Annotated in this window: 20 protein-coding genes; 11 read left to right on the top strand and 9 right to left on the bottom strand. The window is 72.7% G+C overall.

Translation table 11 applies throughout. From position 1 onward, the window contains the following. Window positions 1–2: 2 nt before the first annotated feature. From ABD830_RS00770 to ABD830_RS00740, 7 genes are all read left to right on the top strand, one after another. Window positions 3–824, top strand: a complete 822-nt coding sequence (locus tag ABD830_RS00770; RefSeq protein ID WP_344984243.1) for an ABC transporter permease — start codon at window positions 3–5, stop codon at window positions 822–824. Next, window positions 811–1,725, top strand: a complete 915-nt coding sequence (locus ABD830_RS00765; RefSeq protein WP_344984242.1) for an ABC transporter ATP-binding protein — start codon at window positions 811–813, stop codon at window positions 1,723–1,725. Before ABD830_RS00770 ends, ABD830_RS00765 begins: the two co-directional genes overlap by 14 nt. Continuing rightward, window positions 1,694–2,494, top strand: a complete 801-nt coding sequence (locus ABD830_RS00760; protein ID WP_344984241.1) for an ATP-binding cassette domain-containing protein — start codon at window positions 1,694–1,696, stop codon at window positions 2,492–2,494. The genes ABD830_RS00765 and ABD830_RS00760 overlap by 32 nt, the downstream gene beginning before the upstream one ends. Continuing rightward, window positions 2,491–3,663: a M20 family metallopeptidase gene (locus ABD830_RS00755; protein WP_344984240.1), complete on the top strand. Its 1,173-nt coding sequence runs from the start codon at window positions 2,491–2,493 to the stop codon at window positions 3,661–3,663. The genes ABD830_RS00760 and ABD830_RS00755 overlap by 4 nt, the downstream gene beginning before the upstream one ends. Further along, entirely contained in the window at window positions 3,663–4,868 is a 1,206-nt protein-coding gene (locus tag ABD830_RS00750) for a P1 family peptidase (protein WP_344984239.1), read from the top strand. Before ABD830_RS00755 ends, ABD830_RS00750 begins: the two co-directional genes overlap by 1 nt. Further along, entirely contained in the window at window positions 4,865–6,325 is a 1,461-nt protein-coding gene (locus ABD830_RS00745) for an aldehyde dehydrogenase family protein (RefSeq protein WP_344984238.1), read from the top strand. Before ABD830_RS00750 ends, ABD830_RS00745 begins: the two co-directional genes overlap by 4 nt. A 121-nt stretch (window positions 6,326–6,446) precedes the next feature. Next, on the top strand, window positions 6,447–6,575 hold the full coding sequence (locus tag ABD830_RS00740) for a hypothetical protein (RefSeq protein WP_344984237.1): 129 nt from the start codon (window positions 6,447–6,449) through the stop codon (window positions 6,573–6,575). A gap of 445 nt (window positions 6,576–7,020) precedes the next feature. Here ABD830_RS00740 and ABD830_RS00735 read toward each other — a convergent pair whose 3' ends face one another. Beyond that, complete coding sequence (locus ABD830_RS00735; RefSeq protein ID WP_344984236.1) at window positions 7,021–7,776, bottom strand: TetR/AcrR family transcriptional regulator; 756 nt, start codon at window positions 7,774–7,776, stop codon at window positions 7,021–7,023. Window positions 7,777–7,914: 138 nt separating this feature from the next. Here ABD830_RS00735 and ABD830_RS00730 point away from each other — a divergent pair, with 138 nt between their 5' ends. After that, window positions 7,915–8,283, top strand: coding sequence for an antibiotic biosynthesis monooxygenase family protein (locus tag ABD830_RS00730; RefSeq protein WP_344984235.1), 369 nt, complete (start codon window positions 7,915–7,917; stop codon window positions 8,281–8,283). Window positions 8,284–8,331: 48 nt separating this feature from the next. After that, window positions 8,332–8,781 (top strand): DUF1772 domain-containing protein, encoded by a 450-nt coding sequence (locus ABD830_RS00725; RefSeq protein WP_344984234.1) that lies wholly within the window; start codon window positions 8,332–8,334, stop codon window positions 8,779–8,781. A gap of 411 nt (window positions 8,782–9,192) precedes the next feature. Here the strand turns inward: ABD830_RS00725 and ABD830_RS00720 are convergent, their stop codons facing one another. The 7 genes from ABD830_RS00720 to ABD830_RS00690 form a co-directional block, all read right to left on the bottom strand. Beyond that, a complete protein-coding gene (locus ABD830_RS00720; RefSeq protein ID WP_344984233.1) occupies window positions 9,193–12,120 on the bottom strand; it encodes an AfsR/SARP family transcriptional regulator in 2,928 nt (975 codons plus the stop codon). A 95-nt stretch (window positions 12,121–12,215) separates the two neighbouring features. Continuing rightward, window positions 12,216–12,551, bottom strand: a complete 336-nt coding sequence (locus ABD830_RS00715) for a hypothetical protein (RefSeq protein WP_344984232.1) — start codon at window positions 12,549–12,551, stop codon at window positions 12,216–12,218. A gap of 75 nt (window positions 12,552–12,626) precedes the next feature. Then, on the bottom strand, window positions 12,627–14,009 hold the full coding sequence (locus ABD830_RS00710; protein WP_344984231.1) for an NAD(P)/FAD-dependent oxidoreductase: 1,383 nt from the start codon (window positions 14,007–14,009) through the stop codon (window positions 12,627–12,629). A 22-nt stretch (window positions 14,010–14,031) separates the two neighbouring features. After that, window positions 14,032–14,175 (bottom strand): hypothetical protein, encoded by a 144-nt coding sequence (locus tag ABD830_RS00705; RefSeq protein WP_344984230.1) that lies wholly within the window; start codon window positions 14,173–14,175, stop codon window positions 14,032–14,034. A gap of 150 nt (window positions 14,176–14,325) precedes the next feature. Beyond that, window positions 14,326–17,163: an AfsR/SARP family transcriptional regulator gene (locus tag ABD830_RS00700; protein ID WP_344984229.1), complete on the bottom strand. Its 2,838-nt coding sequence runs from the start codon at window positions 17,161–17,163 to the stop codon at window positions 14,326–14,328. A 122-nt stretch (window positions 17,164–17,285) separates the two neighbouring features. Next, window positions 17,286–18,047 carry an SDR family NAD(P)-dependent oxidoreductase gene (locus ABD830_RS00695; protein WP_344984228.1) on the bottom strand — a complete coding sequence of 254 codons (762 nt, stop codon included), beginning with the start codon at window positions 18,045–18,047 and terminating at the stop codon, window positions 17,286–17,288. A 43-nt stretch (window positions 18,048–18,090) separates the two neighbouring features. Further along, window positions 18,091–18,627 carry a GNAT family N-acetyltransferase gene (locus ABD830_RS00690; RefSeq protein WP_344984227.1) on the bottom strand — a complete coding sequence of 179 codons (537 nt, stop codon included), beginning with the start codon at window positions 18,625–18,627 and terminating at the stop codon, window positions 18,091–18,093. 83 nt (window positions 18,628–18,710) lie between these two features. Here ABD830_RS00690 and ABD830_RS00685 point away from each other — a divergent pair, with 83 nt between their 5' ends. Continuing rightward, window positions 18,711–19,535 carry a MurR/RpiR family transcriptional regulator gene (locus ABD830_RS00685; protein ID WP_344984226.1) on the top strand — a complete coding sequence of 275 codons (825 nt, stop codon included), beginning with the start codon at window positions 18,711–18,713 and terminating at the stop codon, window positions 19,533–19,535. Window positions 19,536–19,545: 10 nt separating this feature from the next. Continuing rightward, entirely contained in the window at window positions 19,546–20,379 is an 834-nt protein-coding gene (locus ABD830_RS00680; RefSeq protein WP_378520855.1) for an aldo/keto reductase, read from the top strand. Here the strand turns inward: ABD830_RS00680 and ABD830_RS00675 are convergent. Continuing rightward, window positions 20,342–20,971 (bottom strand): HAD family hydrolase, encoded by a 630-nt coding sequence (locus ABD830_RS00675; protein ID WP_344984225.1) that lies wholly within the window; start codon window positions 20,969–20,971, stop codon window positions 20,342–20,344. The two genes, ABD830_RS00680 and ABD830_RS00675, sit on opposite strands and share 38 nt — an antisense overlap. Window positions 20,972–20,984 lie beyond the last annotated feature (13 nt).

The raw sequence follows: 20,984 nt of genomic DNA, 5'->3' as shown, positions 1-20,984 counted from the left end.
GCGTGAACGCCGGGCTGGTGGTCGGCGGCCTGCTGGTCGGGCTCGTGGTGCTGGCGGCGGTCGTGTCGTTCTTCTGGACGCCGCACGACCCGACGCTCGTGGACGCCGCGCGCAAGCTCCAGCGGCCGGGCGGCGGCTACCTCCTGGGGGCCGACAAGTTCGGCCGCGACACGTTCAGCCAGCTCATGGTCGGCGCCAGGACGACCCTGTACGTCGGCATCGTGGCCGTCGGCATCGCCGCCGTGATCGGCACGCCGCTCGGCGTGGTCGCCGGGATGACGCCGCGCGGCTGGCTCTCCGAGCTGATCATGCGGGTCAACGACCTGGTGTTCGCGTTCCCCGCGCTGCTGCTGGCCGTCATGCTCGGCGCGGTCTACGGGGCGGGCACGCTCACCGCGATGATCGCGATCGGCGTGGCCACCGTGCCCGCGTTCGCCCGGGTGGCGCGCGCCGCCACGCTCCAGGTCATGGTGACCGACTACATCCTCGCCGCCAGGGCCGCCGGGCGCCGCCGCACGGCCATCGCCGTCCGGCACGTGCTGCCGAACATCGGCTCCGTGCTCATCGTGCAGGCGTCGGTGTCGTTCGCGATCGCGATCCTGGCCGAGGCGGCGCTGTCGTTCCTCGGCTTCGGCACCCGCCCGCCCACGCCGTCGTGGGGGCGGATGCTGCAGGAGTCGCAGGAGCTGCTGTTCGCGACGCCGCGCCTGGCGCTCTGGCCGGGCCTGGCGATCGCGCTGGCCGTGCTCGGCTTCAACCTCCTCGGGGACGGCCTGCGCGACTTCCTCGACCCGAAGCTCAGGAGGATCCGTGCTGAGAGTTGAGGGGCTGACGGTACGGGCCGATTCCCTGGAATTGGTGCACGAGGTGTCGTTCGACATCGCGCCCGGCGAGCGCGTCGGGCTGATCGGCGAGTCCGGCTCCGGCAAGTCGCTGACCGCGCTCTCCCTCATGGGCCTGCTCCCCGAGGGCGTCACCGCCGTGGGCAGGGCCACGATGGGCGGGAACGACCTGGTCGGCGTGCCGGAGAGCCGGTTGAAGCGGCTGCGCGGCCGGGACGTCTCCATGGTCTTCCAGGAGCCGATGACCGCGCTGAACCCGCTCATGCGCATCGGCGCCCAGGTCGCCGAGGTGATGACCCTGCACGGCACACCTCGCCCGCAGGCCCGGCGGAAGGCGGCCGAGCTGCTGGAACGCGTACGACTGCCCGATCCCGAGCAGATCGCCCGCGCGTACCCGCACCAGCTCTCCGGCGGCCAGCGGCAGCGCGTCATGCTCGCCATCGCCCTGGCCAACGAGCCCGGCCTGCTCATCTGCGACGAGCCCACCACGGCGCTCGACGTCACCGTGCAGAAGCAGATGCTGGAGCTGATCGCCGAGGTCGCGCCCGCGCTGCTGTTCATCACCCACGACCTCGCCGTCGTGGCCTCCGTCTGCGAGCGGGTCCTGGTCATGTACGGGGGGCGCGTCGTCGAGAGCGGCCCCATCCGCGAGGTCTTCACCAGCCCCCGCCACCGCTACACCGAGGGCCTGCTGGCCGCCTCCAGGCTCACCCCGCGCGGCACCCGGCTGCCCACCATCAAGGGCAGCGTCCCGCCGGCCGGGCGCTTCCCCGCCGGCTGCGTCTTCCGGAACCGCTGCCCGCAGGCCACCCCCACGTGCGAGACCGTACCGGCGCTGACAGGAGACGGCCATGCCTTCGCATGCTGGCACCCCGCTGATTGAGGCCCGGAACCTGAGCCGCGTCTACCACCGGCCGCGCACCTCGCTCACCAGGCCGGGCGCCGCCGTGCAGGCGCTCAAGGACGTCTCCCTCACGGTGGGGCGGGGCGAGCGGTACGGCATCGTGGGCGAGTCCGGCTCGGGCAAGTCGACGCTGCTGCGCCTGCTCTGCGGGCTCGACCAGCCGACCGGCGGATCCATCCGGTTCGACGGGCAGGAGATCGTCGGCAGGCCGGAGCGGCGGCTGCGCTTCCTGCGGGAGAACCTGCAGATCGTCTTCCAGGACCCGATGAGCTCGCTCGACCCCCGCATGCGCGTCCGCGACCTCGTGGCCGAGCCGCTCGTCGCGCTCGGCCTGCCGGTCGGCGGCCGCGTGACCGAGCTGCTGGAGGAGGTCGGGCTGCCCGCGTCGGCCGCCGACCGGTACCCGCACCAGTTCTCCGGCGGCCAGCGGCAGCGCATCGCCATCGCCCGCGCGCTCGCGCCCCGCCCCAAGGTGCTGGTCGCCGACGAGCCGGTGAGCGCCCTGGACGTGTCCGTGCGCGGGCAGATACTCAACCTGCTGGCCGACCTCGTGGACGAGCTGGGGCTGACCCTCGTGTTCGTCTCGCACGACCTGTCCGTCGTGCGGCACGTGTGCGAGACGGTCGCGGTGATGAGCCGCGGGGAGATCGTGGAGAGCGGGCCGGTGGACGAGGTCTGGGCCGCGCCCGCCCACCCCTACACGCGTACGTTGCTGCAGGCCGTACCGACTCTGGAGGGATTGTTTTGATCGACGTCGATGCCGACGGAGTGGTGGAGTTCACCCGGGCGCTGGTGCGGATCCCCAGCACCAACGACCCGGGGCGGCGCGAGCGGGCCGCCGCCGAGCTGGTGGCGGCCAGGATGCGCGAATGGGGCTGGCAGCCCACCGTGTACGAGGTCGAGCCCGACCGGCCGAACGTGGTGGCCGTGGTCGAGGGCGGCGGCGGTGACGGGCCGACGCTGATGTTCGAGGGCCACACGGACGTGGTGACCGAGGGCGACCTGTCCACCTGGACCGTGGACCCGTTCGGCGGGGAGATCCGCGACGGGAAGCTGTGGGGGCGGGGCAGCGCCGACATGAAGTCCGGCCTGGCCGCCACCCTGTACGCCACCCGGGCGCTGCAGCTGGCTGGACCGTTCCCCGGCCGGATCAAGGTGTGCGCGCTGGCCGACGAGGAAGGCCTCATGATCGGCGCGCACCACTTCGTCTCCGAAGGGCTCACCGCCGACGTGGACGGCGCGATCGTGGCCGAGCCCGAGGCGGGCGAGATCTGCGCGGTCGCCAAGGGGGCGCTGCGGCTGCGGGTCGACTTCACCGGCAAGATGGCGCACGGCGCCATGCCGCAGCACGGCCGCAACCCCCTTCCCGCGGTGGGCTCGCTGCTGGTGGGGCTGGGGTCGCTGCAGGAGGAGCTGCAGGACCGCCATCCGGCGCACGAGCACCTCGGCGAGGTGTACGTCACGCCGACCGTGCTCCGGGCTGGGTCCGAGGAGCAGGTGAACGTGATCCCGGCGCTCGCGTCGGTGTTCGTGGACGTGCGGACGATCCCCGGCGTCGAGCACAAGCTGATCGCCGACCGGGTGGCCTCGCTGGCCTCGTACGACGGGGTCGCGGCCGAGGTGTCGGTGCTGGTGGACCGGCCGCCGGTGGACGTGCCCGTGTCCGACCCGGTCGTGGCCGCGCTGGCCGCCGCCCACCGCGCGGTCACCGGGGAGGAGCCCGTCTACGGCGGGGTGCCCGGGTCCACGGACGGGACCGTGCTGACGCACTGGGGCGGCATCCCCTCGGTGGTGTACGGGCCCGGAGGGAAGTGGATCGCGCACCAGGCGGACGAGTTCGTGGAGGTCGCCGAGATCGTCCAGTGCACCCGTGTCTTCGCCGAGGCGGCCCGGCGGTTCCTGAACGGTGACCTCTGATGCGTCCGGGGCCTTCCAACTCGCTGGTCGACGTGTCCGGTCTCCGGGTCGGCCACGCGCAGCGGGTGGGCGGCGGCCACCTCACGGGCACGACCGTCGTCCTGGCCCCTCCCTCGGGGGCCGTGGCGGGGGTCGACGTGCGGGGCGCCGCCCCCGGTACCCGCGAGACGGAGCTGCTTGACCCGCGCAACCTGGTCTCGCGGGTCCACGCCGTGGTGCTGAGCGGCGGGAGCGCGTACGGGCTGTCGGCGGCCTGCGGGGTGATGGACCGGCTGGCGGACGCGGGCATCGGGTACCCGGTGGCCGGGGGCGTGGTGCCCATCGTCCCGGCCGCGGTCATCTTCGATCTGGGGCGCGGTGGCACGTTCCGCGCCGTCCCGGACGCGACGTTCGGCGCGGCCGCCTACGACGCGGCCGTCGCCCCTGACGGCGGTGCGCCATTCACCCTCTCCGGGGTGGCGGACGCGGGTGACGCGGCTCTCCCGCCGCTGGCGGCGGGGGTCCCTCTGGGGAGGAGGAAGAGGAAGGCGAGCGCACGCGGCGGGCTACCGCTGAGCGGTGCGTCGAACGGCGGGGCGGTTGCGCCGGGTACGGCCAGCGGGTCGATCGGTGGGGCGGTCGCACCGGGTACGGCCAGCGGGTCGATCGGCGCGGGCACCGGGGCGCAGGCCGGCGGCCTGGCCGGAGGCGTGGGGACGGCGAGCGTCGTGCTCGCGGACGGCACCACCGTGGCCGCCCTCGTCGTGGCCAACCCCGTGGGCTCGGTCCTCGACCCCCGCGACGGCACCGTCGCGGGCGCCAGGTACGGCCTCCCGGGCGAGTTCGACTACCTGCGGCCCCCGCTCCAGGAGGAGATCGAAGCCTGGCAGCCCGAGAACGCCCCGTCGTTCAACACCACCATCGGCGTGGTGGCCACCGACCGCACCCTCACCAAGGCGCAGTGCGGCAAGCTCGCCGCGGTGGCCCACGACGGCCTGGCCAGGGCGATCAGACCGGCGCACACCATGACCGACGGCGACACGATCTTCGCCCTGGCGACCTGCGCCCGCCCCGAGCCCGGCCATGACGCTCTCCAGGAGATCCTGGCCGCCGGAGCCGACGTGTTCAGCCGCGCCATCGCGCACGCCGTCCTCGCCGCCACCGGCCGCGAGGACGCGCCCGCGTACCTCGACGTGTTCCCCAGCGCCCAACGGAAGCATTCATGACCATCGACACCGCGTGGCCCTCCGGCCTGCCCATCGACACCGCATGGCCCTCCGGCCTGCCCATCGGCGACGGATGGGTGGCAACGGCGGAGACCGACGACATCACCTTCCCCTACGACGGCTCCGTGGTGGCCAAGGCTCCGAGAGGCACAAAGGCCCTCGCCGAGCGGGCCGTGGAGGAGGCGCTCGCCGTGGCGCCCGCCATGGCGGCGCTGCCGTCGCACGCCCGCCGTGCCGCCCTCATGCAGGCCCACGACGCCGTCGAGGCCAACCGCGAGGAGTTCGAGCGGCTGCTGGTGCTCGAGACCGGCAAGCCTCTGGTCGACTGCAAGGTCGAGGTCGCCAGGACGCTCGTCACCCTCGCCACGGCCGCCGAGGAGGTCGCCAGGCTGCACGGCGAGACCGTGCCGCTCGACCTGCTGCCCTCGGGCGAGGGACTGATCGGGTTCTGGACGCGCCGACCGATCGGGGTGGTCGTCGGGATCACCGGCTTCAACTACCCCCTGCTCCTCGCCGCCCACAAGATCGCTCCCGCGGTGGCCGCGGGCTGCCCCGTGATCGTCAAGCCCGCGCCCGCGACCCCGCTGGCCACGCTCTGGCTGGCGCACCTCATCCGCTCGGCGAACGCGCTCCCCCCGCAAGCCGTGCAGCTCGTCACCGGGGACGTCGAGGTCGGCCGGGCGCTGGTGGAGGACCGGCGGATCGGCGCGGTCTCGTTCACCGGCTCGGCCGCCGCCGGGCACGCCATCGCCCGCAACGCCGCCCCCACGAAGGTCCTGCTGGAGCTGGGGTCGAACGCGGCGCTCGTCGTGGCGGCCGACGCCGACCTGGAGGCCGCCGCCGACGCCGTCGTGCGCGGCGGCTACTACGCCTCCGGCCAGGCGTGCATCTCCGTCCAGCGGGTGCTGGTCGAGGAGCCCGTACGCGAGCGGTTCGTGTCCCTGCTGGCCGAGCGCGTCAAGAACGTCGCGGTCGGCGACCCCCGCCTTCCCGAGACCCGCGTCGCCCCGCTCATCGACCAGGCCGCCACCGACCGCGTGCTGGAGTGGATCGCCGGGTCCGGCGGCGAGGCGGTCACGGGCGGGCGCCGCGAGGGCCGGGCCATCGCCCCGACCGTGCTCGCCGGTGTCGGCGACGGGGCAGCCGTCTGGGACGAGGAGATCTTCGGGCCCGTGGTGGTCGTGCGCTCGGTGCCCGACATCGACGCCGCCTTCGCCGCCGTGAACCGGTCCAGGTACGGCCTGCACGCGGCGGTCTTCACCCGGTCGCTGGCCACGGCCTTCGCCGCCATCGAGCGGATCGAGGCCGGGGGAGTGGTGGTCAACGAGGTGCCGGGGTTCCGGGCGGACAACATGCCGTACGGCGGGGTGAAGGACTCCGGGATCGGGCGGGAGGGGCCGCGGTTCGCCATCGAGGAGCTGACCGTGACCAGAATGGCGATCATCCGGCCTTCCTGATCGAGCTCTCCGCACCGGCTCTGGAGAGGGTCTGGCCCACTTTCCGTGATCAGCCGTCCTTCCAGGATCACAATTATGTCGAGCCGGATGCGGGCGGGTGCCGGTGTCGGGACGCTGCTCTGTGTCGATCATGGAGCTGTTGGCGGTCGTGTTCCCGCATCTTGCCGCCGTTCGTATCGAGCGGGTGCATCGGAGGGGCACGACCGTGCGCGTGAAGGCCACGACGACGGAGCCGAAGGGTGAATGGTGATTCGATGACGGTCAGCGATGACAACGATGACCATGTCGGCCGGACGTGGCGTCCCAGCGGTCCGGTGGACGCGCCGGAGTCGGCGGTTGATCGACCGCATCATGATCCTCCAACCGCCGGCAAGCGACCATGCGGTGCCACGCTGCGACCTGAGGCCGCGCTGCACCTGGTGGACACAGGTCGGCGTCGAGGCTTGCCGGCGGTGCCCGTTGGTCACTCGGGCGATCCGCGGTGAGACCGAGCGGGAGGTGCTGATCGCCGACCCCGCCACCACGCAGGAACGGCTAGACGCCTACATCGCCGGCACGGCTCACCCGGTCGTCAGGCGTGGTCCGCTTTCGTCGGGGCGACCCGGGTGCGCTGCGCCGAGGTCCGTACGGCCATCTCACCGGACGATGGTGAGGTGGGGCTCAGTGACCTCAGGCAGCCCCCGCCCTCGGACACTTCACCCCAGCCCGCCGGGGGCGTGTTCGAGCGGTACGCCATCGGCTGTCCGGCCGGGCCGGGGACCGGGGCTGTTGCCGAAGTCCGCCAGCCCGCCCTCGATGAGCCGGGCCGCGCCGCGTACGGCGGTGGTGACGGCGTGGCGGACCTGCGCGGGTGTGTGCTCGCCGTCCACGCTCCTGCGCAGCGCGCTGAACTGGACGCGCCAGAGCCCGAGCAGTGCGGTGGCCGCGATCTGGCACAGCGGATCGTCGACGTCGGTCCCGGTCCGGGCGGCGAGCGCTTCGGAGGCGACCGTGGCGAGTTGCTCGGTCATGTCCCGGTAGTGCGCGCGCAGTGAGGGCGTGGACAGGATCATCGCGTTGAAGCTCTGGATCCTCGCGCCGGCCTGGGCCGGGTCGGGCTGCGCGGCCAGCCAGGACAGGAAGGCGTCCAGCTCGCCGGCCAGGATCTCCAGCACCGCCTCGGTCGGGGTGCGGTCGGCCCGTGCCAGCCCGGTGCGCAGCGCGGCCATCGTGGCCTGGGGGAGGTCGAGGACCAACGCTTCCTTGCTGGGGAAGTAGTTGAAGACGGTCTTCTCCGACACCCCGCACGCCTCGGCGATCTCGGCGACGCGCACCGAGTCGAACCCGCGCTCCAGGAACATGGTGGTGGCGGTGTCGGTCAGCTGCTGGCGCATCAGCCGCTTCTTGCGTTCGCGCAGTCCCTCCGTGCCGGGGGCCTCGGACGTCCACCAGTCCACCGTGGGCGAGCTCATGCCCCAACTGTAGTTTCCGAGCCTGTAATTTTCCAGCGACTGAAAGTAGTGTCGCTCGCCTTCTTGCGCGGCAATCTTCAGTCACCGTAATGTTTCAGTGTCAGTAGAAATTGCAGTCGAACGGATCGGAGCCGTCTCATGAGTGAGCCCCTTGTCCTGATCAACCTGTTCTCGATGCCCGCCGAGATGGTCGACGGGTTCGTCGGCCAGTGGGAGGCCGGCATCGCCGCCGCCAAGGACGCGCCCGGCTTCCGGGGCACCCGCCTGCACCGGTCCCTCGACCCCGACGCGACGTACCCCGTCATCAACATCGCCCGCTGGGACAGCGTCGAGGACTGGCAGGCGGCGTTCGACAAGTACTTCGCCGGCCCCAGCCGACGCGAAGACGCCGGGCAAAGCGGCGGGCAGGCAGGCGGCTGGAACGCGGTGTCCGCGCACCCCGCGCTGTACACCGTCGTGCACGTCACGCCCGACCCGCGCCCCACCACCTCTGGTACGCAGTCGTGAGCACGCCGCCGGCAGCACCGCTGTGGCGCTCGACCCGGAAGGCGCGACATGACCGGTGAGCTGGTGCAGTACGCCGGCCTGTTCCTGACCGGCATCCTCGCGGGCGAGGAGCTGATCGTCCGCTACGGCGTCCATCCGGCACTGGCCGGCCTGGACGACCACACGCACCTGCTCGCACGCCAAGCCCTCGTACGCCGTCTGCGCGTGGTGGTGCCGATCGTCATGCTGCCCGCCGCGGCCCTCGCCGTGACGGCCCTCGTGGTCGTCACCGGTCCGGGGCTGGCCCTGCGGTGGGCGACGTTGATCGCGATGGTGGTGTTCCTGCTGCTGTCGTTCCTGGGGACGGTGCCGATCAACATCAAGGTCGACGACTGGCGGGCCGACGCTCCACCGGCCGACTGGAAGGCCGTGATCCGCCACTGGGCGCGCATCGACGTACTCCGGTCGACGGCGGCGACGGCCGCGTTCCTGTCCGCCGTACTCGCCACAGCGAGCTGACCCGCCGCAGTGCCGCGACGTGGGGGTTAACGCTGCGCTCACGATGTCGCCTCACCATGGCCTGCGCTGGTCAACCACGCCACAAAGGGGCACACCATGCGGATTCCTCACCGTACGTACCCGCCCGGCGCCGCCGGCCTGTCTAAGTGGGTGTTTTGGCCCAGTGCTTCGCCCACGTTTGATCGACGGCCGGACGGCCGTCTGGCCAGCCACTCCCCGCAGTCGCGGCCATCAGCGCCGCTCACGACTACGCCGGCGATCGGATCCCAGGCACTGCGGCTCGGGCCGTCCGTTCTTCGCGACAGGCCCGCCGATCCGATCCTGCTCGACAACCCTTCCCAGATCATCCGGGGGGACCGCGTGACGCACCTCGTGCACGACGTCGCGAAGAGGTGAGCGATCCGGCCTCGGTCAGCGGATCTTGAGCAGATCCACCAGGAGGGTGGTCAGTTCCTCCAGGGACAGGTCGCGTCCCTGGGCCGTCAGGCGTTCGTACTCGTCCTGCGGTAGGGCTGCGCGTACGGCGGCGGCCTCGCGGGGACCATCCACCGGGTCCATCAACTCGGGAGAGAAGCCCACCCGGCGGCCGACGGCCTCCACTCCGCCCATCAGCACGGCCGCCTGCTCGGCCTGCCCGGTCAGCACGAGGGCGTGGGCGGCGGTGTGGATCAGCACAAGCCTGGAGGTGACGTCTTGGTGACGGTCGAGCGCGTTCAGGATGCCGCCGGCGACCTCCAGGGCACGCCGACCGTCGCCACGATCGCACGCGGTTTTCATGACGGCCCACGCGGACGAGCCGGCCGCCCAGTCGTGGCCGCAGGAGTCGGCGGTCGCGACGGCTTCGGCCAGGACCGCGGCGGCGGTCGGGAGATCTCCTAGAACGCGGGCGAGCGTGCCCTGGACCATCAGCGCCTCGGCCACCAGCCAGTCCTCGCCGGCACGCCGGGCGAGTTCGACCGCGCTGCGGGCGAGCGCCGGAGCGTCAACGGGTATTCCGGCGAGTACGCCGAAGTGCGTCTGGTAGATCCGTGCGGAAGCCTCGACCATCAGGTCACCGGCCTCCCGTGCCTCCTGCTCCGCCAGCACGACGGCCTCGTACGCCTGCGCCGGCTTCCCGGCCAGGTAGCTGAGCCCGCTGACGGCGAGCCGGGCCCTCCCACGGACCGCCGGCTCGGCGTACGGCGCCGCGGCGAAAGCCTTCGACATCCACGACAGGCCTTCGGCGATGTGGCCCATGCGGTACCAGAACCAGTACAGCGCTCCGCCCAATCGCAGCGCGTAGTCGCCGTCCCCGGCCGCCAGCGCGGAAGCGAACGCGGCGCGGAACTCCGGCTGCTCCCGGGTCAGCCGGCCCAGCAGCACGGCCGCCTGAGGGCCGTGGAGCCGGCGCTCGGCGCTCTCCGCCTGGGCCAGCACCCAGGCGCGGTGCCGTTGCTGGGTCCGCGCCAGGTCCTCCAGGTCGAGTTCCCGCAGCGCGTACTGACGCAGCGTCTCCAGCAGCCGGTAGCGGCGTGGCGCGGTCCCGGGCTCGACACCGACCAGCGACTTGCGGACCAGGGCCGACAAGGGAGGCAGCACGGGAGCCTGGTCTCCGACCGCGCCCGCGGCGTCGAGGTCGAATCCGGCGGCGAACACGCTCAGCCGGTGGAAGAGCCGCCGTTCCCCGGGTTCGAGAAGCCGGTGGCTCCAGGCGATGGCGGACTCCAGCGCACGATGCCGGGCGGGCAGGTCGACAGGGCCGCCGACCAGTACGTCGAAGCGGTTCTCCAAGGCGTCGGCGATCTGGCCGATGGAGAGCATCCGGCATTGCGCGGCGGCCAGTTCGATGGCGAGCGGAATGCCGTCGAGACCGGCGCAGAGCCCGGGGATCCGGTCGAGGTCGTCCTCGTCGGGGGACCAGGTGGCCAGGCCCGCGGCAGCCCGTTCCCGGAAGAGTTCGGCGCCGTCCCCGTCAGGGTCGAGCGGCCGTACCTCGTAGACCGCCTCGCCCTCCACGCCCAGCGCTTCGCGGCTGGTGGACAGTACCCGCAGGTCGCCGCATCGGCTCAGCAGCACACCGGTCAGGGTGGTGACCTCGTCCAGCAGGTGTTCGCAGTTGTCGAGGACCAGCAGTAATCGCCGCCCGGCGAGCACGGCCGACAGGTCTTCGGCTGAGGATGCCCCGGGGATGCCGACGGCGGCGCCGATCGTGGCGGGCAGCAGCTCGGGTGAGGTGAGTCCGGCCAGTTCGACCAGCCAGGGCCCGTCGGTGACGTCGGTACGGCCTCTGGCCGTCTCCAGCGCGAGGCGTGTCTTGCCCACTCCGCCCGGGCCGGTGAGGGTGACGAGCCGGTACTCGGCCAGCAGACGCTCCACGGCGGCGATGTCGTCCGTGCGTCCGACGAGGCTGGACAACGCGAACGGCAGGTTACCGACGGGCGCCGTCGCCGAACGGCGGGCGGGAGCGGCGGGAGCGGCGGAAGGGATACGGGGACTGGTGGTGGCGGGAGTGGTCCCACCGACGTGAGCCCCACCGACGTGAGCGCCGACGGTTCCGGCGGAGCGGGCGGGCGGCGGGTCGAGCCGGGGGTCCTGGGCGAGCACCGCGGACTCCAGGTCGCGTAACGCGGGTCCTGGGTCGATGCCCAGCTCGTCAGCGAGCCGACGCCGTACCGTGCGCAGCGCCGCGATCGCGTCAGCCTGCCGCCCGGACCGGTACAGGGCCAGGACGAGCAGCTCCCAGCCGCGTTCCCGCAGCGGTTGCTCGGCCACCAGCGCCTCCAGCTCGCCGACGGCCGCGGCGTGCCTGCCCAGGTCGATGGTGGCGGCCAGCCGGTCCTCGGACGCGGCCGCACGCAGGTCCTCCAGCCGGGCCGCTTCCGTGAAGACGAAGCCGGCCCCGCCGAAGTCCGCGTAGGCGGGACCACGCCACAGCTCCAGTGCCTCGGTGAGTAGTTCCGCGGCGGAGCCCGGTCGGCCGCCGTCCAGAGCCCGCCGCCCCGCCACGGCGAGGTCGGCGAAGCGCTCGGCGTCGACTGCGGACGGATCAGTCCGCAGCGCGTATCCCGTCCCCTCACGGACCAGCAGCCGGGGCGGAGCGCCGGGCGAGCGTTCCGGCTCCAGGGCCCGGCGCAGCTGGGAGATGTACGCGTGGAGGGTCGTCGGCGTGGAGGGCGGGGAGCCTTCCCACGCCTGGGACGTGATCCGCTCGGCGGAGACCATCCTGCCCCTGGCGATCAGCAGGACAGCCAGGACCGCCCGCTGCCGCAGACCCCCCAGGCCGACCGCCCGTCCCGCCAGCTCGGCCCGGACAGGACCGAGCACCCCGAACCGCACGATATCGGGAGCGACCCCACCCATCGGCGCCCCTCTCGCACCTTTATGAAGATCTCATGCGAGGGTAACCGAAGGGCTGCGGCCCAGGAAGGGGGCTGGAAGGGGGTGGCCGGAGCCGGTCAGCTCGAGCAGGTGGCCGTGACCGAGACGTACCGGCGGACGGCGCCTCCGTTCGCGGCCGTCACTGTGAGCTTGTCGCGGCTGAACGCGTCGGAGGTCGTGTCCAGGCTGGTCGAGACCGACACCCCGTCGCCGGCGGTGACCTTGATCGTGTCGGTCAGCATCGTGGGGGCGTACGAAGGGCACATGACCAGGAAGGATCTGGTGGCGCCGGGCTCGACCCAGACCGCGTTGCCCGCGCCGGCCGTCGCCGCCGAGGCCGGGGCCGCGATGGCCGTCAGCCCACCGGCCACGGCGGTCGCCAGCACGATGCCCGCGGTGATGTTCTTGAACATGATGGTGTCCTTTCTCTCCATCCCTTGGGGACGGTTCTCGGTTTCGGATGCCGGGGCTCAGGATGAGCCGCGACGTCATTGACCGGCCGGGACCTGCTCCCGGGCCGGAAGTCTGGGGTCGGCCGGGCCGACGCTGGGACGCGGCCGGAGCACCCGGGCCAGGACGCCGGGCGACAACAGGCGCTGTGGAGGGGCCTGCAGGTTGGCGACGCTCAGGAAGGCGTGCCCGACCACCGGGTCCGCCTCCGCGGCGACGTGGAGGCGGGTGATGTAGCGGTTGAGCAGCTTCACCCGCAGCGGGCGTGGACCCTCGACGGACGGGAACCGCAGGTCACCACCGACCGACAGGTCCCAGGGCACGTCGATGATCCGCGCGGCCCGCTCGAAGAAGCGGCGGGCCAGGCCGTCGCGCCGGCCGTCCTCCAGGCACTCACGAAGGGCGACAGCCTCGCAGGCGGCCACGGTCATGCCCTGCCCGTAGCTGGGATTGAACTGGCACAGGGCATCACCGAACACCACATAGCCCTCGGGGAAACGGTCCAGCCGTTCGTAGCGGCGCCGAATGCTCACCGGGATGCGCATCCGCCGCGGCTCGCCCAGCGGTTCCAGGCGCTCCAGGAGGCGGTGCAGGTCCGGGACCGGGAGCCGGGCGGCGAACCCGTGGTACCCGTCCCGGTCGACGGGCGGGACGTCGTCGCCCATGCCGAACAGGGTGACGAGCCAGCGGTCTCCCTCCCCGCTGAGGGCGACCCCGCCCCTGGGGACCGACGCGCTGTGCCCCACCACCATGGCGATGAAGTCGGCGTCGCCCGGCCGGCGCCGGTACTCACGTGAAACGTACTGCAGCCGGGAGTCGACACGTTCCTCCGGCGCGGGCTCGTATCCCAGCCGGCGCAGCCACTCCGCGCCCCGGTTTCCCCGGCCCACGGCGTTCACCACGAGATCGGCCGCCATGTCCTCGGGCCGGTGCCCCGAACGCTGCAGACGTACTCCGGTGACCACGCCGTCCCTGCCGGCGATCGGCTCGATCACTTCGCAGCGCTCGTGGATCACCACGCCGGGAAGATCCGCGACCCGGGAGCGCAGATACCGTTCGAGTTCCGGCCGGCTCACCGTCAGGCCACGCAGCCGCGAAGGCGCGGGGCGCAGCAGCCGGCCGTCGTTGTACCAGCGGACGTCGTCCTGGATGTCGCAGGTGGTGGCGCCCGCCGCGACCAGGTCCGCAGTCAGCCGGGGGAACAGGTCCTCGAGGATCTCACAGCCCCGGGACAGCAGCCCGTGCGCGTGGTACCCCTGCGGCACACCCCGCCGGGGGACACCCTGGGCGGGCAGTGCGTCACGGTCGATCACCGTGACCCGGTCGAACGTCTCGCTCAGCACCCGGGCCACCAGGAGTCCGCCGATCCCCGCTCCCGCGACGACGGCGTGTCCGGTGGGCGGGTTTCCGATGCTTGTCATGGCTTCCTCACCCCTCTCCGGATCAGCCCCACTGGGAGGGGTCGCCCGCCACAGTCCAGGGGGAGGGGTCGCCGTCGGTGGCGTGAGCCGTCGTGGCGCCCAGTCCGAGCAGGGCTCCCAGGGCGATTCCCGCCGCCGCCGCGGTACGGATCATTCGGTTGATCATGGTTCACCTCGTTGTCCGGCCGCCCGGACCAGGCGGCGCCGCGTTCATGACAACGAGAGTGGGCCGGCCTGCTTCGAAGTCGGTGGGAACGGGCTTTCCCAGCGACTTCCAAGGCTTCCCAGCGTCCCGACCAGCGTCTCGATCAGGGGATCATCGTCCAGCGATCAACGAGGTGAGCAGGGCACTCGCATCCCGCCGGGACATAGCGCGCCCGCGGGCCGCATGACGTTCGTACTCCTCAGGCGGAAGTGCCCCGCGTACGGCGGCGGCCTCGCGAGGCCCGTCCAACGGGTCCATCAACTCCGGGGAGACGCCGGCTCGCTTGCCGATGGCCTCCACGGCCCCCATGAGCACGGCCGCGTGCTCGGCCTGCCCGGTCAGCGCGAGGGCGCGGGCCGCGCTGTGCACCGTCACCAGCCAGAACGAGATGTCTCCGTAACGGTCCATCGTGGCCAGGATGTCCGCCGCGATGGCCAGTGCCCGAGCGCCGTCCCCGCGGTCCGAGGCCGTCTTCATGTCGCACCAGGCCGCCCCGTCCGCTGCCCAGTCGTGGCCACTGGCGCGAGCGGCGCCGATGGCCTCCTGGAAGACCCTGTCGGCGCCCGGCAGATCCCCCAGCACCCGCAGGACCATGCCCTGGATCATGAGCGTTTCCGCTTCCAGCCAGTCAAGGGCGCTGCGCCGGGCCAGCTCGACGGCCTCGCGGGCGAGAGCCCCGGCGTCGAGCGCCGCCCCGGTCAGCAGCCCCAGGTAGGCGGCGTACGCGGTGGCGACCGCCTCCGTCACCGGGTCACCTGCCTGGCGGGCCTCCTCCATCGCCGAACGGGCCGCCTGGTACGCCTGTGGCGGCTGTCCGGCCAGGTAGTGCAGTCCCGCGACCGCGAACCGGGCACGAGCCCGGACCTCCGCACCGGCTTGCGGGGCCGCCGCGAACGCCTCGGACAGCCAGGCCAGACCCTCCGCGACATGACCCATGCGGAACCAGAACCAGAACAGCGCGCCGCTCAGCCGTAGCGCGTACTCGCCGTGACCCGCTGCCAGCGACGAGGCGAACGCCGCCCGGAACTCCGCCTGATCGCGGCTCAGCCCGTTCAGCAACGCCGCTCCCTGCGGGCCGCGGAGATGACGTTCGGCGTTCTCGGCCCGGCCCAGGGCCCAGGCGCGGTGGCGTTCCCGCGCCCAGGCCAGCTCGTCGGTGGAGAGCGAGGCCAAGGCGTACTGGCGCAAGGTCTCCAGCATCCGGTAGCGGCGCGGCGCCGTGCCGGTTTCGGCGGTGACCAGCGATTTGCGGACCAACGCCAACAGCGGTGCCAGGACAGGCTCGACTCCTCCCACCGCGGCGGCCGCCTCCAGGTCGAAGCCGGCTTCGAACACGCCGAGCCGGTGGAAGAGCCGGCGTTCCGCCGGCTGCAGCAATTGATCGCTCCAGGCGACCGTGTTCAGCAGCGTGCGATGACGGTCCGGCCGTCCGGCTGATCCGTCCACCAGCAAGGTGAAGCGGTCCGCTACGGCATCGGCTATCTGGGCGACGGACAGTGCCCGGCTCTGCGCGGCGGCGAGTTCGATGGCCAACGGGATGCCGTCGAGCCGTGAGCACAGGGCCGCGATCCTTTCCCTGTCGCCCGGCTCGGCCGCCCAGCCGGGAGAGACGGCCGCCGCACGGCGCAGGAACAGGTCCGCGGCCTCCGTGGCGGCATCCAGGGACGGTACTTCGTAGACCATTTCCCCCGAGATGCCCAGGGGTTCGCGGCTGGTGCACAGCATCCGCACAGTCCCGCAGCGGGTCAGCAGCGTGTGGGCCAGCATGGCGGCGGGGACCAGCAGATGCTCGCAGTTGTCCAGGACGATCAGCATGTCACGGTCGGCGATCATCCCGGCCAGCTGATCGGGGGACGCCGCGGTGGGCAGTCCCAGGGCGGCGGCCATGGTCCCGGTGAGCAGTTCGGGTGCGTGCAGCCCTGCCAGCTCCACGAGCCAGGGCCCGTCGGCGTCGGTACGGGCGCGCGCGACCTCCAAGGCCAGGCGGGTCTTGCCGACCCCGCCCGGGCCGGTGAGCGTGACGAGCCGGTGCCCGTCCAGCAGAGATGCGACGGCCGCGAGGTCGCCGCCGCGGCCGACGAAGCTGGACAGCGCGAACGGCAGATTGCCCGAGGACGGCGCCGGAGCCGCGGCCGGAGGGTACGACACACGGGTGGACTCGGTCGGCGCCGGGGCCAGACGCGGGTCCTGGGCGAGTACGGCCGCCTCCAGGTCGCGCAGGCCGCGTCCCGGGTCGATGCCCAGCTCGTCGGCCAGCCTTCTGCGTACCGCTCGAAGGGCGGCGAGCGCGTCGGCCTGCCGCCCTGACCGGTACAAGGCGAGGACCAGCAGCTCCCAGCCACGCTCCCGCAGCGGCTGCTCGGCGATCAGCGCCTCAAGCTCGCTCACGGCGGCGGCGTGCTGCCCCGATGCGATGACAGCCGCGAGCCGGTCCTCGCGGACTGTGGCCCGCAGATCCTCCAGCCGGGTCGCGTCGGGCACCGCGAAGGCGGCTCCGCCGAAGTCGGCATAGGCCGGGCCCCGCCACAGCGCGAGCGCCTTTCCGGTCAGGTCCGCGGCGCGTCGCGGTTCACCGCCCTCCAACGCGCGCCGGCCACGAGCGGCCAGATCGGTGAAACGCTCGGCGTCAACCGCGGCGGGTCCTGCCCGAAGGGCGTATCCGGGCCCCTCGCGCACCAGCAGCCGGGCCGGAGCGCCGGGCGCTCTTTCCGGCTCCAGCGTCCTGCGCAGATCGGCGATGTACCCATGGAGGGTCGTCAGGGAGGGCGGCCGCGAGCCCTCCCACACTTCGGAGATGATCCGCTCTGCCGAGACGCTCCTGCCCCGCGCGATCAGCAGCAGCGCCAGCACGGCCCGCTGGCGAGGTCCGCCAAGCCCTGCCGCGCGACCGCCGACCTCGGCCCGGAGCGGTCCAAGAACGCCGAACCTCACGTCCTCGACCACACTCACCAGCAGACCTCCCACCGCACTGAACGCGCAGTGAGAATATCCACTTCATCCGGGAGCAAAACCCGCGTACAGGGCGGCTCGGCCGTGCTCGTTCCATCGCTCCTGCGAATGGCTTGTGCGGATCAGTTGGGCGGGTCGAAGCGGCCGTCCACGGCCGTCCAGCCGCCGTCCACGTACAGCACGGAGCCGGTCACGAAGCTCGCCGCGTCACCCGCCAGGTAGACCACCGCCCCGGCCATCTCCTCCGCCGTCGCCCACCGGCCGAGCGCGCTCTTGGCGGCGTACGCGTCGTACCAGCCGGGGTTGTCCTTGATCTGCCTGGTCAGCGGCGTCTCCACGACGCCGGGCGCGATGGCGTTGACCCGCACCCCGTGCGGGCCGAACTCGGCGGCGGCCGTGCGCAGCAGCTGCACGAGGCCCGCCTTGGTGGCCGAGTAGACGCTCTGGCCGGGCTCGGTCACGGACGCGCGGATCGACGCGAACCCGATGATCGAGCCGCGCCCCCGCTCGACCATGCCCGCCCCGAACGCCCGTACCACGTCGAAGGAGGCCCGCAGGTTCAGGCCCACCACCCGGTCGAACTCCTCGCCGGAGTAGTCGAGCAGCCGCTTGCGGACGTTCGTGGCGGCCGTGAACACCAGCACGTCGGCGGGCTCCTCCTCGGCCGCCCTGCGCACCTCCGCGGCGTCGAGCACGTCGAGCAGCCGGGCGGCCCCGCCGCACGCGGCCGCGGTCGCCTCCGCCGAGGGCAGGTCGCGGTCGGCGCACACCACCGAGGCCCCATGGGCGGCCAGCGCCAGCGCCGCCTCCCTGCCGATCCCGCTGCCGGCCCCGATCACCACGGCCTTCCGCCCGTCCAGGCGGAACAGTGCGTCATATCCCATGGACGAACCCTAGCGACTGGTCCGACCAGTGCACCAGGTTGGGTCAGCGCGTCTCCCAGTCGGCGCGCGTCAGCTCGTACTCCACCTCGCCCTCCTCGGTGCCGGGCAGCGGGTCGTCCCATTCCGGGTGGAAGGTGCGGGTGTGCGTCAGCCCGCACTTCTCCATGACCCGCCGGGACCGCAGGTTCACGGCCATCGTCTGGGCGTACACGCGGCGCGCGCCCCGATCGCGGAACGCCTTGTCGATCAGCGCGAGCGAGCCCTCGGTCGCATACCCCTTGCCCCAGGCGGACATGTGCAGCCGGTAGCCCAGCTCCGGCTCGTCGTCCGGCTCGCCCTTGCGCGGCCGCAGATGGAACCAGCCGAGGAAGGCTCCCGACGGCTTCTCGACGACGGCGAAGAAGTCGTGCGTGATGAACCAGGGCAGCGTCTCCTCGACGATCTCCTCGCGCGGCGTCGGCTTGCCGCCGTTGATGAACTCCATGACCTCAGGGTCGTTGTCGAGCGCGAAGAGGTCGTCGGCGTCCGACTCGGTGAAGCGGCGCAGGATCAGCCGCTCGGTCTCCAGGAAGATGTCCACCCGCGAAACGCTAGACATCCGGAGGCGGCGGCTCGACAGGTTTTCCGACAATACGGAATTCTGTTCTCTGTTACTCTTCGACCGTGGAACAGAATTCCCTCGCTGCCACCGTGCGGGCCAGGCTCTCCGGGCTGCACGACGCCGAGGCGCGGGTCGCGCAGGTGGTGCTCGACCAGGGCGTCCGGCTCGTCCACCTGAGCGTGAACGACGTGGCGAAGCTCGCGGGCACGTCGGCGTCCACCGTCGTGCGCTCGTGCCGGCGGCTCGGGTTCGGCGGCTACCAGGAGCTGAAGATCGCCGCCGCCCGCGAGGCGCCGACGGGCGCCGAGCCTCCGGACGACCTCGACCCGCTGGCCGCGACCGTCCGGGCGGCGCGGGAGGCGCTCGGCGGACTGAGCGCCACGCTGTCACGCGCCGATCTGAGAGCGGTGGCCGAGGCGATCGGCGGGGCCTCCCGGGTGCTGCTCGCCGCCACCGGCCTGTCCGGGGCGACCGCCACCGACGCCGCCTACCGGCTACGGGCCCTCGGCCTGCCCGTGGACCTGCCGCCCGACCCGCTCACCGCGCACCTGGCCGCCGAGCTGCTGCCGGACCAGGCCGTCTGCCTGGCGATCAGCCACAGCGGCGCCACCCGCTCCACCGTCGAGACCGCCCGCCGCGCCCGCGCCGCCGGGGCGCGGGTCGTGGCCGTCACCAGCTACGCCAGCTCGCCGCTGACCGAGGAGAGCACGTGGGTGCTCGTCGGCGGCGGGCAGGACCTCGTCTTCGGGATGGAGGCGGTCGCCAGCCGCCTCGCCCACCTCACCATCGTCGACACGCTGTCCATGATCGTGCTCGCACTGCGCGGCGGCGCGGCCGAACGGGCGGTCTCGGCCTCCGCCGAGGTCACGGCGAGCCACAGCTACTGAAAGGCCGGCATTGACCAGTCAGAGTTTCACCATCGCGGGCGAGCTGCGGGTCCAGCGGCTCGGGTACGGCACCGGCATGCTCACCGGGGCCGGCTACTGGGGGCCGCGCCTCGAGCCCGACCAGGCCGTCGCCGTGCTGCGCCGCGCCGTGGAGCGCGGGGTCACGCTCGTCGACACGGCCGACAACTACGGGCCGGACATCGCCGAGGAGCTGGTGGCGCGGGCGCTGCACCCGTACCCGGACGACCTGGTGGTGGCGACCAAGGGCGGCGTCGTGCGTACCGGGCCCAATGTCTGGCACGTCGCCGGGCGGCCCGAGCGGCTGCGGGCCATGTGCGAGGCCAGCCTGCGCCGGCTCAAGGCCGAGACCATCGACCTCTACCAGCTCCACCGGATCGACCCCGACGTGCCGCTGGCCGACCAGCTCGGCACGCTGGCCGAGCTGCGTCAGGAGGGCAAGATCCGGCACATCGGGCTCGACACGGTCACCCTGGAGGAGCTGGAGCGGGCGCTGGAGATCACCGAGATCGCCTCGGTGCAGAACCGCTTCAACCTGCTGGATCGCGAGTCCGCGCCGGTGCTGCGGGCGTGCGAGGAGCGAGGGCTGGCGTTCCTGCCCTGGTTCCCCTTGGGCAACGGGGCGCTGGCCCGGGCCGACCTGCCGGAGGTGGCGCGGCGGCACGGGGCCACCGCCGGCCAGGTGGCGCTGGCGTGGCTGCTGCACCATTCGCCGGTCGTCCTGCCCACACCGGGCACGGGCTCGCTTGCCCACCTGGAGGAGAACCTGGACGCGGCCGCCATCGAGCTCACCCCGGACGACCTGGCCGCCCTGGACCGGCCATAGCGCGGACGGCGGCGACCAGCTCCGGCATGGTCCCGACGCTCGGCCCGGGCTCGGGTCCGGTGTCGTCGCTGCGGTAGAGGATCGTACGCATGCCCAGCGCACGCGCCGGCGCCAGGTTCACGGGGCGGTCGTCGACGAACAGCACCTCCTCCGCGGGCAGCCCCAGCGCGTCGAGCACCGCCCGATAGGCGGCCGGGTCGGGTTTGCGGGCCCCGAGGTCCGAGCTGATGAACCAGCGCCGGATGCGCCCGTCCAGGCCGAAGCGGCGGCGCAGGATCGCGGACCAGGCGGCCGTGTCGTTGCTCAGGCACGCCGGCTCCAGCCCGTCGTGCGCCAGCGCGTCGAGCGCCTCGCGCGTGCCCTCCGTGAGCGCGTGCTCCCGGCAGTAGTGCTCGTCGCGGGCCGTCAGCCCGAGCGCCGACCAGAACTCGTCCGTGGTCAGGTGCCCCAGCGTCGCCGCCCGGTACGCCGCGCGGATCTCCTCCTCCGGAGCACCGCACCCCTGCGCCCGCAGGTACGGGATCAGCACCCGCCCCTGCACGTTCCCGTACCTGTACAGGACGCCCATCGCGTCGAAGAGGACCGTCTTCACACCGGCCGACGCT

The organism is Nonomuraea helvata, from assembly GCF_039535785.1.
Taxonomy (GTDB): Bacteria; Actinomycetota; Actinomycetes; order Streptosporangiales; family Streptosporangiaceae; genus Nonomuraea; species Nonomuraea helvata.
This window is presented reverse-complemented; position numbering and strand designations above follow the sequence as displayed.